Below are 16,209 nucleotides of genomic sequence, written 5' to 3'. Positions count from 1 at the left end.
ATGAAATTAAAAAAGTATTGTTTAGTTGCATTTATAGCATTTTTAGCAAATTTTAGCTTTGCACAAGAAGGTATTCCTATTTATTCTGATTATTTAACAGATAATTACTATTTAATTCATCCATCTATGGCTGGGGTTGCAAATTGTGCAAAAGTAAGAATGACGGCAAGACAGCAGTGGTTTGGAGTAGATGATGCACCTAGTTTACAAACATTAAGTATTAATGGAAGAATAGGTGATTCTCCTGTTGCTGTTGGAGGGGTTATTTTTAATGACTCTAATGGATATCATTCTACAGTTGGTGGTTATGCTACGTTTGCATATCATTTGATGTTTTCTAGAAATGAGATTGACTTAAATATGTTATCTTTTGGTTTAAGTGCAGGTTTTATACAATACAAATTAGATGAAACAAGTTGGTTAGCTCCAGGCGAATTTGATGATGCTGTTTTTGGTATTGAACAAAGTGCTACAAATTTTAATGTTGATTTTGGCTTTTCTTACCAGTTCGTAGATTTTTATGCACACTTTACGGCTAAAAATATTCTAAATAATGAAGGTATTAATTGGAATGGACTTGACGGTTTTGAATATGATAATTTAAGAACTTATTTAGCATCTACTGGTTATACATTTAGCAGATATGGTAGTGACTGGAGTATTGAACCTTCACTTATGTATATGTATAGAGATGCAACTGAAGAATCTTCAATAGATTTTAATGCTAAAGTATATAGAGAAATGGATTTTGGTAAAATTTGGGGTGGATTATCTTATAGACGTAGTTTCGATGCTGCTGAATTTCAAAGTGGATCTGGTATTGATAGCGAAAAAGCACAATATATCACTCCATTTATAGGGGTAGATTATAACAATTTTGTTTTTGCATATACGTACTCTTACCAAGCAAATACAGTGAATTTTAATACAGGTGGTTTTCACCAATTAACATTAGGATTTAACTTTAACTGTAGAAGAGAGAAATATGAGTGTAATTGTCCTGCTTTAAACTAGGATAGTAATAACTAAAATTAATAAAAGAGGCTCAATGAAAATTGAGCCTCTTTTATTTTGTCTTAATAGATGATTATTCCCATTTGTAATTTTTATTTTCTGCTTGTGTTTTTAAGGCTTTAAGCATTGCTGATTCTAAACTACTAGAATTGTCTTTGTCTTGTTTCGCTACATATTCACGTCGTTTTAAATTTAAGGTTGCTATTTCATCTTGTAAGCTTTTACGAACTTCACTTTTCTTTTCAACATAAGCTTTAATTTCAGCTTTAAGCATTCCTTTTAATTCTTCAGGTAATTCACTTTCTTCTAAATCATCGTAAGAAAAATCAGATTCTTGTTCAGCATCAACCAAATCCCAAGAACTGTTTTTATATAATCTAGAGCTTTTACTTACCGTTCTACTTACTGCATTAGCTTTATTATAACTCATGGCATTTGCATCTTGTTCGGCTTGCATTTCTATTTTTCTTCTGCCAGCAGATCCATAAGCAATATAGGTGGTGTTTAATTTTTTATTGAGTTCTAATATTTTATCATCGTATGGTGAAGCAATATGAACGGTTGCTTCATTATGATTAATTGCGATATAATTTCCGTGTGTTAAATCGGCTCCGTCTTTCCATTTGGTTGCTATACCTTGATTATAATCACCACAGAAAATAGTGTTTACGGTTACGTCATTTTTGTGTGCTAATTTTGAAGCGTCTTTATAACTAACATCACCTTGTGAGTAAGGCTCGTTTCCTGCAATAAATATAAGTTTTAAGTCGTCTGTATTATTACCCCATTCTAATTGGTTTAAAGCCGTTTTAATAACCTTGCCACAGTATTCATTACCGCCATTAGTTGTTAATGAAAATAGCGATTTCGAAATTTCATCTAAATCATCACTAAAGGAAAGAACTTGTCTTAAGTAACCTTCATCAGCATTGAGATTATCATTTCCATATTCGTAAAGAGCAATTTTAAGATTAGGACTTTTATCTTCACATTTAGCATAAGAGAGTTCATTGACTATTTTCCAAAGTTGTGCTTTCGCTTGGTCAATTAAACCATCCATACTGTTGCTGGTATCTAAAAGTAATGCTACTTTAATTTCAGGGTTGTCAGCTTTCGATATTGTTTTAATTACCGTTTCTGTGATGGCTAAATCTTGAGGTTTGTTTTTTGAATTTGCATTGCAAGCAGTAAGTGATATTAAGCTGAATGCAAATATTAAGGTTCTAAAAGGTGTTTTCATAAGTTTTAATTTTTTGTATTTAATTCTTTAACATCAATGGTTCCATTTGGAGATATAACATAGTATTTATGATCTATTTTTGTTTCTACAATAGGAGCTTCTTTTTTCTCTTTAGGTTTTGGTGTGAAGTGTAATTTTATATTCATACCAATTTGAACAACGGGTTCTAAAATTGAAGGATTGATAACCACATCATAATTTTCATAGGTTAAGGGCTGGTAATAATATGAGGTTTGATTTTTGGCTGTTGTAACGCCTTTGTTTTTATCTAAAGCTTCAATAGAAATGCTATTATAAGCTTGGTAACTTTGGTAGAAATCTTTAGGGAAATAACAGTATTTATCGTCTGCAATAGCTACATTATAAGTTGCCATATCAAAACCTAAAACTTTGTAATAAGCTTTTTTCTCTTCAATAAGTTTTAACAATTGATTTTGTAAATTTTTATAGACTTCTTGTATGTTTTCAATATAATAATCCACTTTAACCAAATTGTAGATTTCACTTTTTGCACAAGCTTCTAAGATGGCTTCAAATTGATTGGTTTTTGTAAATTGAATATGAATGTTTTGTTGCAATTCAAATCCTTTAGGGACTTCTGTATAGGTTTTACTGAATAGTTTCTTAGTCACTTCAACCTCATAAATAGGAACAAAAGAAATAACATCAATGGCAATATTGTTTTCCGTGATGCCTTTGGTCTTTAATCGCTGTTTAATACTGTCTATTCGTTTTTTTAATAATTGGTTTGTTTTCTCTGCTGTTGGGCCTATTTGAGAGACATTAAAAATAGCAGTATATGTTGTTGCACTTACATTTTGAAGTGCTTTTACATCAATAGTTAAAACATTACTTGGTTGTAAATTTTGATGTATTTGTTTTTTAACTGTAGGGTTGTAAATTTGAGCATTCCCGGAGGTTAATATATTCTGTCTCGAGATATCTTGAGTGATTTCGTTATAGTTCCCTTTGTGCTGTGCTAAAAGGATAGTGATGCTAAATAATAATAGAAGAAAGGTTGAATTACTTTTTTTCATGAGATTTTGTTTTTGATTTATTGTGTAAAGCTCAGTCTAAAATAGAGAGTGTAAAAGTCAGAATGAGTAAAGTTGTGTTCTCAATGAGTGAGAAGCTTTATAAATTTAGTAGAAGCGGTTATTTTACACGTAAAAGGCAACTAATTACGGAGTACTCATTTTTTGAAACCAAATAAAGTATGTAGCTTAGTCCGACTAATAAATAATTAAGTGAGAATTATAAAAACATATTATATAACAATCCTATTTTTTCTAATTGGGTTTTTAGCTTTTGGGCAGAATCGAGAATTAGAGCATGCTGAAGATGATAACGCTTCGTTTACAATTAGAGGTTCTGTGTATGAAAAAGAGACAAGAGATCCTTATAAAAATGTAGAAGTATTAGTTAATGGGGGGCGTTATGTTACTACTGATTTTAACGGCTCTTTTGATATTAAAGCAAAAATTGGTGACGAATTAATAATTAAGCACCCCGATTTTGAAACTATTTATTATACTGTAAAATCTAATGAACGCATCACGATAGAAGTTATAGATTCAACACAATCTAAGTTTAGCAGTAGAAGCAAAAGTGATTTTACACGATTTAATAAAATGATAGATTCTGCCGATGTCTATCTTAAAAAAGATGCAGAGAAAAGTATAAAATTTATAGGTGATGCCCTAGATGTCAATATAAATACCAATCAAAATGCGGAAGCACATGAATTATTAGGTGATGTTTATGTTTATTGGAAACAATATGATTTGGCTATATCTGCCTATAAAGTGAGTCTTCAGAATACTGAAAAAGCTTCTGCAAAACTTAAATTAGCAAAAGCTTACCTTAACAATGGAGATTTTAAAACGAGCCTTTCATCTTATCAGCAAATAGATGAAAAGAGCTTAACGAATTATGAGAAAACAATTTGGTTTGAAGGCATTGGTGACGCTAATTTAAAAACAGAAAATTTTGAAAAAGCCATTACAGCTTACCAAGACGGATTAAAGGTGGCTCAAAAACATTTAATAGCTCCAAAAATTACAGATTTAAATTCTAAAATAGCAGAAGTTTATAGTAAGAAAGGTCAAACAAGTAAAGCTAAAAGCTATTTTTCAAATTCGTTAAGTTTAGCAAAAAGCGAAAACAAAAAACGAGCGGTTGAAGAACAGGTAAAAGTTGCAGAGTTTAATAGTATAAATGCTGATTACGAGAGTGAAATTGTACTCAGAAAAGAAGCTATTGAAGGTATTAAAGATATTGAAGTCGATTCAATAATTAGTAACGAAAGTTCAATTACCTCTCAAAAGCAAAATTATAAAATTGGTAATGCTTATTTACTCAGTAATGATTTTACAAACGCTATTCCGTATCTAGAGAAGAGTAGAGAAGTGGCAGGTGAAAGAGGAGATTTAGAAGTGAAATTAGATGCAACGCGTAAACTCTCTGAGGTCAATGCTAAATTAGGAAATACTGAAAAAACAATTGCTTATAACAATGAATATAAAAATGTTGTTGACGAATTATATGCAAAAAAAATACAAGAAATTTCTCAAGCCGCTCGTTTTAGCAGAAACATTGCTGATCAGCAAAATAGAATAACAACTTTAGAAAGTGATCGGGCTTTATCTAAAAGTAAATATGAATTAACTCAAGAACGAAATAAACGTCAAGAACTCATTATTTACTCATTAATCGGCGGTTTAATCTTGCTTTTAATTACTGGTTATTTAATGTTTAAATACATAAAACAGCAACGTTTAGCAAATAATTTATTGGCTTTAAAATCGTTGCGAAGTCAAATGAATCCGCATTTTATTTTTAACGCTTTAAACTCTGTAAACACGTTTATTGCTACTAATGATGAACGTACAGCTAATAAATATTTAACAGATTTCTCTCAATTAATGCGTGCCGTTTTAGAAAATAGTGAAGAAGATTTTATACCTCTAAAAAAAGAAATTGAATTGCTTAATTTATATACTAAACTAGAGCACTTTAGGTTTCAAGATAAATTTGATTATGCCATAGAGATTGATGAAGCAATTGATGTAGACGAATTTCAGATTCCACCAATGTTATTGCAGCCTTATATTGAAAATGCAGTATGGCATGGCTTACGTTACAAAACAGAAAAAGGACATCTAAAGATTCAAATTCTGCCAAAATCTAAAGACGAAATAACAATAACCATTGCAGATGACGGTATTGGTCGTTTGCGATCTAAAGCTTTAAAAACAGAGCATCAAAAAAAGCAAAACTCAAAAGGAATGAACAATATCAAAAAACGTGTTGCTATTCTTAATGAAATGTATAAGGATAAAGTAGATGTAACGATTGGCGATTTTCAAGAATTAGAAGATGCCGGAACAAAAGTGGTTGTAACCTTAAAAAAGGATTAAGTATGAAATTGAATGCCATCATCGTAGAAGACGAAGCACAGAGTCGACTTATTTTAAGAAATTATTTGACTAAATATTGCCCTAATATTTCCATCTTAGGTGAGGCGACTAATGTTGAAGAAGCTTTGGTGTTAATTAGAAATCATGATTTAGATGTCGTGTTTTTAGATGTAGAAATGCCTTATGGAAATGCTTTTGATTTATTAGATAAAGTTGGTGATGTTAATTTTGAAACCATATTTGTTACGGCCTATAATCATTATGCAATTGAAGCTCTAAATGCACATGCTTCTTATTATTTAATGAAGCCAATTTCTATAGATGAATTAATTAAGGCTGTAGATTATGTTACTGAAATTAGAACGAAAGAAGAGGCGCTTCAAGATCAAGTTTTAGTGCCAAAAACAAATGCTGTGAGCGGAAAAATAACACTACCTCAACAAGATGGTTTTGAGGTTATAGAAACTGCCGATATTATGTATTGCAAAGCAGATGATAACTATACTGAGATTTATCTAAACAACAATAAGAAGAAATTGGTTAGTAAAACTTTAAAATATATTGAAGAAAGTCTTAAGGATGCCAATTTTGCAAGAGTACACAAAAGTTATTTGGTAAATGTCAATGAAATTGTAAAATACGTAAAAGGTAAAGGAGGGAGTGTTGTATTGAGTAACGGAAAAGAAATTATGGTTTCTGCTTCAAAAAAATCAGATTTACTATCTTATTTTAAATAAAGAATCCCTTTTTTAAAAAGGGATTCTTTATCGATTTATAAAGTGTATTTTAAAGGCTTAATTCTACAACCATTCCTTCATTAGAGCGTACGTTAAATACGGTGTTATCTTCAAAAATTAGATATTGACCTTTGATGCCTACTAATTTCCCTGAGTATTCGGGAGTTTTACTTAGGTTAAGACTTTTTAGTTTTTCAGGATATTTCTCTACAGGAAACATAATATGCGTTTCTGCATTATCTTCAATAAAATAAGGTAAAGCTTCTTCGGGAATAAAAGCTTTTAATTTTTGTTTCCATTCAAGTAAATCTTCATCTTTAATCTCGTTTTTTAACATGGTTCTCCAATTTGTCTTGTCTCCAACATGGTCTTTTAAAGCGACCTCAGTAATTCCAGCTAAATAACGGTTAGGAACTTCTACTATTTCAACAGCTTCATGAGCACCTTGGTCAATCCAACGTGTTGGTACTTGGCTCTTTCTGGTGACTCCCACTTTTACGTTACTAGAGTTCGCTAAATACACAATATGAGGTTGTAGTTGTACTCTTTTTTCATATTCTAAATCACGATCTTCCTGATCTAAATGTGCAGTACTCAATTCAGGGCGCATTATCCAATCACCAGCAAATGGTTTGTCAAAAAAACAAGATTTACAAAATCCTTGTCTGTAAATAGGTTTATCTAATCCACAGCTTAAACATTGGTGTCCAATAAGTTTAATATCAATGGTTTTGTTCAGTAATTGATTCACGTGGATAAAGTCATTTTTAAAGACAAGATAGTATTGAATTGGCTCTAAAAATTCAGTTTGCATTTTTGTGAGAACTCCTGAGTAAACCATAAAAGAATTTAGTATTTTTATCATTAATTAATAGTGTAAAGATAGCTAATCCATGCCAATTCCTATTGTAAATTCTATTGCGTCTTGGTTTTTGAAAAAACGATTTCATCAAATTGAATTGTTTTTAAAATACCCAAACGAAGTACAGAATGAATTACTTTTTAGTTTATTAAAACTTTCCAAAGATACTGAGGTTGGCAAGCAATATGATTTTGATTCTATTAAGAGCTATAGAGAATTTAATGAACGAATTCCTGTAGTTGATTATGAAGGTTTTCATCCTTTAATTGAACGTTCACGAAATGGCGAGCAAAATATTTTTTGGCCTAGACCGATAAAATGGTTTGCTAAATCTAGTGGAACTACAAATGCTAAGAGTAAATTTATTCCTGTAAGTCTTGAATCTTTAGAAGACTGTCACTACGCAGCAAGTAAAGATCTGTTGTGTATGTATTTAAGCAATAATGAAGATTCACAATTGTTTACAGGTAAGAGTTTGCGTTTAGGAGGAAGTAAAGAACTTTATAAAGAAAAAGGAACTGTATTTGGAGATTTAAGCGCCATACTTATTGATAATATGCCATTTTGGGCAGAATTTAGTAGTACACCAAGTAATAGTGTGTCATTAATGAGTGACTGGGAAACCAAGATGCAAGCTATTGTTGAAGAAACGATAGAAGAAAACGTAACGAGTTTGGCAGGTGTACCTTCTTGGATGTTAGTATTGTTAAATAATGTTTTAGAGAAAACAGGAAAAGATAATATTCTTGATGTTTGGCCAAACCTAGAAGTTTATTTTCATGGAGGAGTGAGTTTTAATCCATACGTAGAGCAATATAAGTCAATTTTACCATCAGATAATTTTAGGTATTATGAAACTTATAATGCTTCAGAAGGTTTTTTTGCAATTCAAGATCAGAATAATTCGAGTGATCTATTATTGATGCTAGATTATGGTATTTTCTATGAGTTTATTCCCATGAATGCTTATGGAACCGAAGCTCAAAAAGTGATCCCACTAAGTGATGTTAAGCTTAATACAAATTATGCTGTTGTAATTACAACTAATGCTGGTTTATGGCGCTATAAAATTGGAGATACAATTCGGTTTGTAAGTTTAAGTCCTCATAGAATTAGAGTTTCTGGTAGAACGAAACATCACATTAATGCTTTTGGTGAAGAATTAATTATTGAAAATGCTGAAGATGCGTTTAGGGATGTTTGCAAGCAAACGTCATCTGAAATTGTAGATTACACAGCTGCACCAATTTTTATGGAAGGTAAAGAAAAAGGAGCACATGAGTGGATTGTTGAATTTAAAACACCACCTGAAAATATGCCTCATTTTGAAGAACTTTTTGATAATGCATTGAAGTCTTTAAATTCTGATTATGAAGCCAAGCGTTTAAATAATATGACGCTTAATAAACCTAAAATGCATAGTGCAAGAACCAATTTGTTTTATGATTGGTTAAAAGAAAATAATAAATTAGGAGGACAACATAAAGTACCGCGTTTATCTAATTCTCGGGTTTATGTTGAAGAATTATTACGTATTAATAACCTTTAAAATGTACTCTTAAAAAGCATGATTTAATATTTAGTTTCATGATAAGCTAAAAATAAAAAGCCACAATTTTCAATATTGAAATTGTGGCTTTTTTTATGATGTTTAATAAAGTTTATGAAACTGCTTTCAAAGTTTTAAGTGTTGATTTATTTAAACGATCTTCAACATAAGCTTTAGTAACGTTTAATTTAGTTTCATCTGAACTTGGTAAATGAAACATAGCTTCAGTTAAAATCTCTTCACAAAGCGATCTTAAACCACGGGCACCAAGTTTGTATTCAATAGCTTTATCTACAATATAATCTAAAGCATCATCTGTAATAGTAAACTCAACTTCATCCATCTCAAACAACTTTTTATATTGTTTAATAATAGCATTTTTTGGTTGTGTTAAAATAGCTCTTAGTGTTTTTGCATCTAATGGATCCATGTATGTTAATACCGGTAAACGTCCTATGATTTCAGGAATCAATCCAAAGTTTTTTAAATCTCTTGGCGAGATATATTTAAGGATATTATCCTTGTCAATATCATCTGTTTTCATTGCGCTATAACCTATGGCTTGCATGTTCATTCGCTTAGTAATGACACGTTCAATACCATCAAAAGCACCACCGGCAATAAATAAGATGTTTTCAGTATCTACTTCAATAAATTTTTGATCAGGATGTTTACGTCCTCCTTTTGGTGGGACATTAACAACAGTACCTTCTAAAAGTTTTAATAAAGCTTGTTGTACACCTTCACCAGAGACATCTCTCGTTATTGAAGGATTATCACTCTTACGTGCAATTTTATCAATTTCATCAATAAAAACAATACCTCGTTGTGCTTTTTCTAGATTGTAATCTGCAGCTTGTAGTAAGCGTGTTAATATACTTTCTACATCTTCACCAACATAACCAGCTTCTGTTAATACAGTAGCATCAACGATTGCTAAAGGTACATTTAACATCTTAGCAATTGTTTTTGCCATTAATGTTTTACCAGTACCTGTTTGCCCAACCATGATGATATTACTTTTTTGTATCTCTATGTCATCATCAGATTGTGGTTGTAATAAACGCTTATAGTGATTGTATACAGCAACTGACATTACACGCTTAGTGTTGTCTTGTCCGATGATATATTCGTCTAAAAAGCCTTTGATTTCTTTAGGTTTTTTAAGTATCAATTCTGCACTTAAATCTGAATCATCAGATTGTTTAGATTCTTCAATTACAATACCGTGAGCTTGTTGAATACAGCGATCACATATATGTGCGTCTAAACCTGCTATTAATAAGCTTGTTTCTGGCTTTTTCCTACCACAAAATGAACATTCTAGTTCTTCCTTTGCCATTTTAATTTTTTTTAATTCCTGCAAAGCAGAAATCTCATTTTACTTTTAAATTGTTAGTCGAAAGTAATGTGACTTACTTGCGTTCTAAAATTTCATCAATCATTCCGTACTTTAAAGCTTCAGGTGAGCGCATCCAATAATCTCTATCAGAATCTTTCTCTACTTGTTCTAAAGTGTTACCAGAATGGTTTGCTATTATTTCGTACAATTCTTCTTTCACTCTAATAGTTTCCTTTAAGGCAATTTGCATATCACTTAATTGTCCTTGTGTACCACTACTCACTTGGTGAATCATTACACGAGAGTGTTTTAAAGCAGAACGCTTTCCTTTTTGTCCTGCACATAATAATACAGCTGCCATTGATGCAGCAATACCTGTACAAATTGTAGCCACATCTGGCTTAACAAACTGCATAGTATCGTAAATACCTAAACCAGCATAAACACTTCCTCCTGGAGAGTTAATATAGATTTGAATATCCTTTACGGCATCTACACTTTGTAAAAATAATAATTGTGCTTGTATAATATTTGCAACTTGATCATTTACACCTGTTCCTAAAAAGATAATACGATCCATCATTAAACGTGAAAACACATCCATTGAAACCGCATTCATTTGACGCTCTTCAATAATGTTTGGCGTTAAATTAGTAGGATTCATGCTTGTAATTATTTTTTGATAATAATTACCATTGATGCCTTGATCTTTAGTGGCGAACTTTTCAAATTCTTTTCCGTAATCCATATAGCTTTTAATTCTTTTAATTAATGTTGTGTCTATTAAAGCATTTTAAAAGAGCTTAATAGATCATTTGTATTTGTTTTCTAATGGAAAATGAATTCCAAAAAAAAGCGTAAAATTTTTACATTTTACGCCTTAAAGATACTAATAATTTTAAAGACTGCTTAACTATAGAATTCTTTTACGAAATCATCGTAAGTGATTTCTTTAGTCTTCGTGTTAGCTTCAGTTTTATATAAGTTTAATAATTTCTGACTTAATAACTGTTCAGACATACGTTTTACTTCTTCTTGGTTTCCTAAGATACGTGCAGCGATGTCTTCTAATTCTTTATCTGAAGGATTCATTTGACCAAATTGTGCCATTTGACCTTTTATCATTTCCATAGAAAATGATTTTAATTCTTCAAACTGAACTTGTAATTTGTGTTCTTGAACTAATTTACCTTCAATAAGTTGGTAACGCATGCTTTTTTCAGACTTTTCAAATTCTTCTTTAGCTTGCTCTTCAGTCATTGGTTCTTCACCTGCTGTTTGCATCCATTTTTGTAAGAATGTAGTAGGTAAATCGAATTTAGTATTTTCAACTAAACTCTCAGTAACGTCATTTAATAACTTTTGGTCTCCTTGTTGTGCAAATTGCTTTTCAGAATCTTCTTTAATTTTATCTTTTAATTCAGATACAGAAGTTACTTTTCCTTCTCCAAATAATTTATCAAATAATTCTTGATCTAAATTTGCAGCTTCACGTTCGTTAATTTCAGTAACAGTAAAAGTTACTTCGATTTCTAAACCATGAGCATCATCATGAGATACTTTTAAGAAATTCATTAAATCGTGATCATCGTTAAATAACCCTTTTGTTTTTAATGTAATAACGTCTCCAACTTTAGCTCCGATAAATTTCTTAGAATTTGTTTTTCCTTTTAGTTTATCTAAAGTAATCATTGTAGCGTTATCGATTCCTTCTTCTTCGTTAGCAAAAGTTCCTGTAATTTCAGAAGCTTCAGTAATTTCGTTTTGAGAAATGATTTTACCATATTGTTTTTGGATGTTTTCAACCTGATCATCGATCATTTTGTCATCAGCCACAATATTATAATGTGTAATTGCTTTTTTACCTTTTAATTCTACTTCGAATTTTGGTGCTAAACCTAATTCAAATTCAAATGTAAATGCTTCAGCATCCCAATTTAAATCATCTTGTGCTTTTGGTAAAGGATTACCTAAAACATCTAGTTTTTCTTCAACTAAATATTTACCAAGAGCATCTTGTAATAATTTATTTACTTCATCTACCAATACAGCTTTACCATATTGTTTTTTTACCATTCCCATTGGTACGTGACCTTTTCTAAAGCCAGGAATGTTAGCAGATTTACGGTAATCTAATAAGATTTTCTCTACTTTATCGCTATAATCTTCTTTAGCGATATCCACTTTTACAACTGCATTTAATGCATCGATGTTTTCTCTTGTAATGTTCATTTTTATTGAAACTAAAATTGGGCTGCAAAAATACAATATTTTTTACAACCCAACAATAGTTTTAAATGTTTGACCTTAAGCTACTTTTTATCATCTTTTAATAAGGATTGAAATAAAGATTGCAAAATAGATAGTAATACGCTAAATAATAAAGCGGTCCAGAAGCTAGAAACACCAAATCCGTCAATCAGTTTGTCTGCTAGTAATATGATTAGTGCATTTATGACTAGAAGAAAAAGACCTAGCGTAAAAATCGTTGCTGGTAATGTTAATATTACTAGTATTGGTTTTATTAATAAATTAAGTATTGAAAGTACTAATGCTACAATTATAGCACCAACATATCCGTCTACAGTAACGCCGCTAAGAATGTTTGCTAAAATAAAAACGGCCAAAGCATTAAGTAAAAGTCTAATTAATAAATTCATAATTTTACGTTTTAATATTTCTAAGATACAAAATTCATAACAGCTGCGTAAAAATCTTTTGGGTTTTCTGCATGTAACCAATGCCCAGCATTTGAAATGGTTATAATTTTAGCATTGGGAAAATGACGATGAATTACAGCTTCATCAGCTTGAGCGATATATTCTGAACGATCACCTCTAAGAAATAAAGTGTCTTTATTAAAGGTTGCGTGTACTGGGAGTGCTTCTCCAACTTCAGAAACATTCTCTTTTAAAGATTTTAAATTAATGCGTAATCCCAATTGTCCTTTCTCTACCCAGTATAAATTTTTAAGTAGAAACATTCGTGTTCCTGTATCGGTAACATAGTTGCTTAATACTTTGTCTGCGGCACCTCTTGTTTTTATTTCAGAAAAATCTAATTGACTTAAACCTTCTAAAATAGCATCGTGATGAACGGGGTAATAACGAGGCGAAATATCTGCAACGATTAATTTGCGTACCAATTCAGGGTATTTTGCAGCAAAAAGCATTGCTGTTTTTCCTCCCATAGAATGCCCTAATAAAACGATGTCTTCTAAGTTGTTAGTTTGGCAATACGCTTTTAAATCTTCAGCTAATAATTCATAATCAAAATCATCAGAGTGAAAACTGCGACCATGATTTCTTTGATCTACAAGGTGTACTTCAAAGTTTGACTCCGAAAATTGTCTTGCTAAAGTTTTCCAATTATCTCCCATTCCTAAAAATCCGTGAAGAATTATAAATGGTTTTCCTTCTCCTATTATATTAGAATGTAATGTCATGCTATTTTCTTTTTTGTTCTTGGGTAATTAATCTTTTAATTTTTCAAGATACATGTTAATCACATTTTCTACTCCCATGTATAAACTTTCAGTAATTAAGGCGTGTCCAATAGATACTTCTAATAGTCCAGTAATATTTTCTTTAAAGAATTTAATGTTATCCAAAGATAAATCGTGACCTGCATTAATGCCTAGTTGAAGTGTGTTTGCTAATCCGGCACATTTCATATAAGGATTAATCGCTTCTTTATTTCCTAAACCATATTGGTGAGCAAAGGCTTCTGTGTAAAGTTCTATACGATCAGTACCTGTTTCTTTTGCTCCTTCTATTTGGTGTAAATCTGGATCTACAAATATGGATGTTCTAATTCCATTGGCTTTAAACTCCTTAATTACTTCAGCCAAAAAATCTTTATGTTTAATAGTGTCCCAACCAGCATTAGACGTAATGGCATCAATAGAATCAGGAACTAAAGTAACTTGTGTTGGTTTTATTTTTAAAACCATATCTACAAACTTAGGAATAGGGTTTCCTTCTATATTATACTCTGTGTGAACGGCAGATGTTAAATCGTACGCATCCTGATAACGAATGTGTCTTTCATCTGGTCTTGGGTGAATAGTTATACCTTCAGCACCAAAATTTTGAACATCTTTTGCAAACTGTATTAAATTTGGTACATCGCCACCTCGACTATTTCTTAGCGTTGCGATTTTATTTATATTAACACTTAACTTAGTCATACTATTTTGAATTTGAACTACAAAAATACAGAACTCAGCTTTACTTTTAATTGTAAACTAAAAAGTTTCACTATTGTTTAATAGTTACACCGTGAAATATTAAAAAGATGAATGCATCTAGTTTATTTTGTTTTTTTTAAAATTAAAAGAAAAAGGAGCAGAGTTCTGGTGACATGTAAAGGTGTTTTGTGGTTATTTTTCGTTAATTTGCACCATATTTAATACCGTTTTAATGGAACTTCAAGATTATATAATTAACGATATAAAACCACTCGATGTAACTGATAAAGTAAGCGATATAAAAATGCTCTTTAATCAGTTAACTTACTCTCATATTCCTATAGAAAAGGACGGTGTATATATGGGGTGTATTTCTGAAACTGACGCACATTGTTTTGAGGCCGAAAAAATTATTGAAGATTGCCATTATGCAGTAGAAGGTTTTTTTGTGAGGCCTACCACAATTTGGTTAGATGTTCTAGAAGCTTTTGCGCAAAACGATACTAACATAATGCCTATACTAGATCATAACAACAAGTATCTTGGTTATTATGAATTAAATGATGTTATACATTTATTTAATGAAACTCCTTTTTTTTCTGAACCAGGAGGAATTATTATGGTAGAAAAAGGAGTTAATGATTATTCTTTTAGTGAAATTAGTCAGATTGTAGAATCTAATGATGCTAAAGTTTTAGGTGCTTTTGTGTCTAAAATTGAAGGGAATTTAGCAAGAATTACTTTAAAAATAGGAAATGGAAGTTTAAATGAAGTTATTCAAACATTTAGACGTTATAGTTATAATATTATTTCTGGGCATGAAGATGATTCTTATGTTGAAAGCCTAAAATCGCGTTCTAAATATTTAGACAAATACCTTAATATGTAATGATAAAAGTCGCAGTTTACGGTCAGAATTACTTAAAAGAAATCACTCAACAAGCAGTAGAGAAACTCATAGAGGTCTTACTAGAAAAAGATGCTGAGGTTTATGTAGAGGAAGAGTTTTTAGAAATACAATTTAATCATGTAAAGGATAATACTAAGATAAAGACGTTTCATACTTTAGATACAAGTTTTAATTTATTAATTAGTGTTGGTGGTGATGGTACTATTTTAAGAGCTATTACTTATGTTAGAGATTTAAATATCCCTGTTGTTGGTATAAATACTGGACGATTAGGGTTTTTAGCGACAATTCAAATAGATGATATTGAACCAGCCTTAACGGAAATTTTTAATGGTGAATACAAAATCTCAGAACGTGCATTACTTAGTGTGTCTACAGATCCCGAACATGAGGATGTGGTTAATACATATTTTGCGCTAAATGAGATTGCTATAAGTAGAAAAAATACAACCTCAATGATTACTATAGAAACGCATCTTGATGATGAGTTTTTAACAACCTATTGGGCAGACGGACTTATTTTATCTACACCAACAGGTTCTACAGGTTATTCTTTAAGTTGTGGTGGGCCAGTAATAGCACCTAATGCTAAGAATTTTGTATTAACAACAATAGCACCTCATAATTTAAGTGCGCGTCCATTGGTTATTCCAGATAGTAAAACGGTGAGATTAAAGGTTAATGGTAGAGAAGATCAGTTTTTAATGTCATTAGATTCAAGGATCGTTACCCTTTCTAACACTACAATAGTAACAGTAAAAAAAGCAGATTTTGTTATAAAAATGGTAGAGTTGTTAGAGGAATCTTTCTTAGCAACACTTCGAAAAAAATTACTTTGGGGAGAAGATCGTCGAAACTAAACTATTTAGTGACACAATAATTATTTCTAAAAACTGTTTATTTGTAAGACAATTTGCGCCAAATTACTGTACGCAAATCATAATTGC

Annotated in this window: 15 protein-coding genes; 6 read left to right on the top strand and 9 right to left on the bottom strand. The window is 31.0% G+C overall.

Annotated features, from left to right (window positions below):
- Nucleotides 1-1,014 (top strand): type IX secretion system membrane protein PorP/SprF, encoded by a 1,014-nt coding sequence (locus H0I32_RS05785; protein ID WP_179312696.1) that lies wholly within the window; start codon nt 1-3, stop codon nt 1,012-1,014.
- A gap of 73 nt (nt 1,015-1,087) precedes the next feature.
- Here H0I32_RS05785 and H0I32_RS05780 read toward each other — a convergent pair whose 3' ends face one another.
- Together H0I32_RS05780 and H0I32_RS05775 are read right to left on the bottom strand one after the other, a co-directional pair.
- Nucleotides 1,088-2,254, bottom strand: a complete 1,167-nt coding sequence (locus H0I32_RS05780) for a vWA domain-containing protein (protein WP_179312698.1) — start codon at nt 2,252-2,254, stop codon at nt 1,088-1,090.
- A gap of 5 nt (nt 2,255-2,259) precedes the next feature.
- Nucleotides 2,260-3,291, bottom strand: coding sequence for an SIMPL domain-containing protein (locus H0I32_RS05775; protein WP_179312700.1), 1,032 nt, complete (start codon nt 3,289-3,291; stop codon nt 2,260-2,262).
- Nucleotides 3,292-3,501: 210 nt separating this feature from the next.
- On the opposite strand from H0I32_RS05775, the gene H0I32_RS05770 reads away from it, so the two are divergent.
- Together H0I32_RS05770 and H0I32_RS05765 are read left to right on the top strand one after the other, a co-directional pair.
- A complete protein-coding gene (locus tag H0I32_RS05770) occupies nt 3,502-5,673 on the top strand; it encodes a histidine kinase (RefSeq protein WP_179312702.1) in 2,172 nt (723 codons plus the stop codon).
- Nucleotides 5,674-5,675: 2 nt separating this feature from the next.
- The gene (locus tag H0I32_RS05765) at nt 5,676-6,410 is read left to right on the top strand and encodes a LytR/AlgR family response regulator transcription factor (protein ID WP_179312704.1); all 735 of its coding nucleotides are present in this window, start codon (nt 5,676-5,678) and stop codon (nt 6,408-6,410) included.
- A gap of 49 nt (nt 6,411-6,459) precedes the next feature.
- On the opposite strand, the gene H0I32_RS05760 is transcribed toward H0I32_RS05765, so the two are convergent.
- Nucleotides 6,460-7,251 carry a DUF2797 domain-containing protein gene (locus H0I32_RS05760; RefSeq protein WP_179312921.1) on the bottom strand — a complete coding sequence of 264 codons (792 nt, stop codon included), beginning with the start codon at nt 7,249-7,251 and terminating at the stop codon, nt 6,460-6,462.
- A 52-nt stretch (nt 7,252-7,303) separates the two neighbouring features.
- Here H0I32_RS05760 and H0I32_RS05755 point away from each other — a divergent pair, with 52 nt between their 5' ends.
- Nucleotides 7,304-8,821 (top strand): GH3 auxin-responsive promoter family protein, encoded by a 1,518-nt coding sequence (locus H0I32_RS05755; RefSeq protein WP_179312706.1) that lies wholly within the window; start codon nt 7,304-7,306, stop codon nt 8,819-8,821.
- A gap of 112 nt (nt 8,822-8,933) precedes the next feature.
- Here the strand turns inward: H0I32_RS05755 and clpX are convergent, their stop codons facing one another.
- The 6 genes from clpX to H0I32_RS05725 form a co-directional block, all read right to left on the bottom strand.
- On the bottom strand, nt 8,934-10,163 hold the full coding sequence (gene clpX, locus H0I32_RS05750; protein ID WP_179312708.1) for an ATP-dependent Clp protease ATP-binding subunit ClpX: 1,230 nt from the start codon (nt 10,161-10,163) through the stop codon (nt 8,934-8,936).
- A 73-nt stretch (nt 10,164-10,236) separates the two neighbouring features.
- The gene (locus H0I32_RS05745) at nt 10,237-10,911 is read right to left on the bottom strand and encodes an ATP-dependent Clp protease proteolytic subunit (RefSeq protein WP_173587094.1); all 675 of its coding nucleotides are present in this window, start codon (nt 10,909-10,911) and stop codon (nt 10,237-10,239) included.
- 161 nt (nt 10,912-11,072) lie between these two features.
- Nucleotides 11,073-12,395, bottom strand: coding sequence for a trigger factor (tig, locus tag H0I32_RS05740; protein WP_179312710.1), 1,323 nt, complete (start codon nt 12,393-12,395; stop codon nt 11,073-11,075).
- 80 nt (nt 12,396-12,475) lie between these two features.
- Nucleotides 12,476-12,823, bottom strand: coding sequence for a phage holin family protein (locus tag H0I32_RS05735; protein ID WP_173587096.1), 348 nt, complete (start codon nt 12,821-12,823; stop codon nt 12,476-12,478).
- A 20-nt stretch (nt 12,824-12,843) separates the two neighbouring features.
- Nucleotides 12,844-13,608, bottom strand: coding sequence for an alpha/beta fold hydrolase (locus H0I32_RS05730; protein WP_179312712.1), 765 nt, complete (start codon nt 13,606-13,608; stop codon nt 12,844-12,846).
- Nucleotides 13,609-13,635: 27 nt separating this feature from the next.
- Complete coding sequence (locus H0I32_RS05725) at nt 13,636-14,352, bottom strand: pyridoxine 5'-phosphate synthase (RefSeq protein WP_173587098.1); 717 nt, start codon at nt 14,350-14,352, stop codon at nt 13,636-13,638.
- A 232-nt stretch (nt 14,353-14,584) separates the two neighbouring features.
- On the opposite strand from H0I32_RS05725, the gene H0I32_RS05720 reads away from it, so the two are divergent.
- Together H0I32_RS05720 and H0I32_RS05715 are read left to right on the top strand one after the other, a co-directional pair.
- Nucleotides 14,585-15,241 carry a CBS domain-containing protein gene (locus H0I32_RS05720; protein WP_179312714.1) on the top strand — a complete coding sequence of 219 codons (657 nt, stop codon included), beginning with the start codon at nt 14,585-14,587 and terminating at the stop codon, nt 15,239-15,241.
- 2 nt (nt 15,242-15,243) lie between these two features.
- Nucleotides 15,244-16,122: an NAD kinase gene (locus tag H0I32_RS05715; RefSeq protein ID WP_179312922.1), complete on the top strand. Its 879-nt coding sequence runs from the start codon at nt 15,244-15,246 to the stop codon at nt 16,120-16,122.
- Nucleotides 16,123-16,209: the final 87 nt, after the last annotated feature.

The organism is Winogradskyella sp. HaHa_3_26 (assembly GCF_019278425.1).
Lineage (GTDB): Bacteria > Bacteroidota > Bacteroidia > Flavobacteriales > Flavobacteriaceae > Winogradskyella > Winogradskyella undariae.
This window is presented reverse-complemented; position numbering and strand designations above follow the sequence as displayed.

Excerpts from the sequence above, each read along its gene's own strand:
- clpX (WP_179312708.1), bottom strand. The coding sequence starts at position 10,163 with ATGGCAAAGGAAGAACTAGAATGTTCATTTTGTGGTAGGAAAAAGCCA.
- H0I32_RS05735 (WP_173587096.1), bottom strand. The coding sequence starts at position 12,823 with ATGAATTTATTAATTAGACTTTTACTTAATGCTTTGGCCGTTTTTATT.
- H0I32_RS05785 (WP_179312696.1), top strand. The coding sequence starts at position 1 with ATGAAATTAAAAAAGTATTGTTTAGTTGCATTTATAGCATTTTTAGCA.
- H0I32_RS05745 (WP_173587094.1), bottom strand. The coding sequence starts at position 10,911 with ATGGATTACGGAAAAGAATTTGAAAAGTTCGCCACTAAAGATCAAGGC.
- H0I32_RS05720 (WP_179312714.1), top strand. The coding sequence starts at position 14,585 with ATGGAACTTCAAGATTATATAATTAACGATATAAAACCACTCGATGTA.
- H0I32_RS05730 (WP_179312712.1), bottom strand. The coding sequence starts at position 13,608 with ATGACATTACATTCTAATATAATAGGAGAAGGAAAACCATTTATAATT.
- H0I32_RS05760 (WP_179312921.1), bottom strand. The coding sequence starts at position 7,251 with ATGGTTTACTCAGGAGTTCTCACAAAAATGCAAACTGAATTTTTAGAG.
- H0I32_RS05765 (WP_179312704.1), top strand. The coding sequence starts at position 5,676 with ATGAAATTGAATGCCATCATCGTAGAAGACGAAGCACAGAGTCGACTT.
- H0I32_RS05725 (WP_173587098.1), bottom strand. The coding sequence starts at position 14,352 with ATGACTAAGTTAAGTGTTAATATAAATAAAATCGCAACGCTAAGAAAT.
- H0I32_RS05755 (WP_179312706.1), top strand. The coding sequence starts at position 7,304 with ATGCCAATTCCTATTGTAAATTCTATTGCGTCTTGGTTTTTGAAAAAA.
- tig (WP_179312710.1), bottom strand. The coding sequence starts at position 12,395 with ATGAACATTACAAGAGAAAACATCGATGCATTAAATGCAGTTGTAAAA.
- H0I32_RS05780 (WP_179312698.1), bottom strand. The coding sequence starts at position 2,254 with ATGAAAACACCTTTTAGAACCTTAATATTTGCATTCAGCTTAATATCA.
- H0I32_RS05775 (WP_179312700.1), bottom strand. The coding sequence starts at position 3,291 with ATGAAAAAAAGTAATTCAACCTTTCTTCTATTATTATTTAGCATCACT.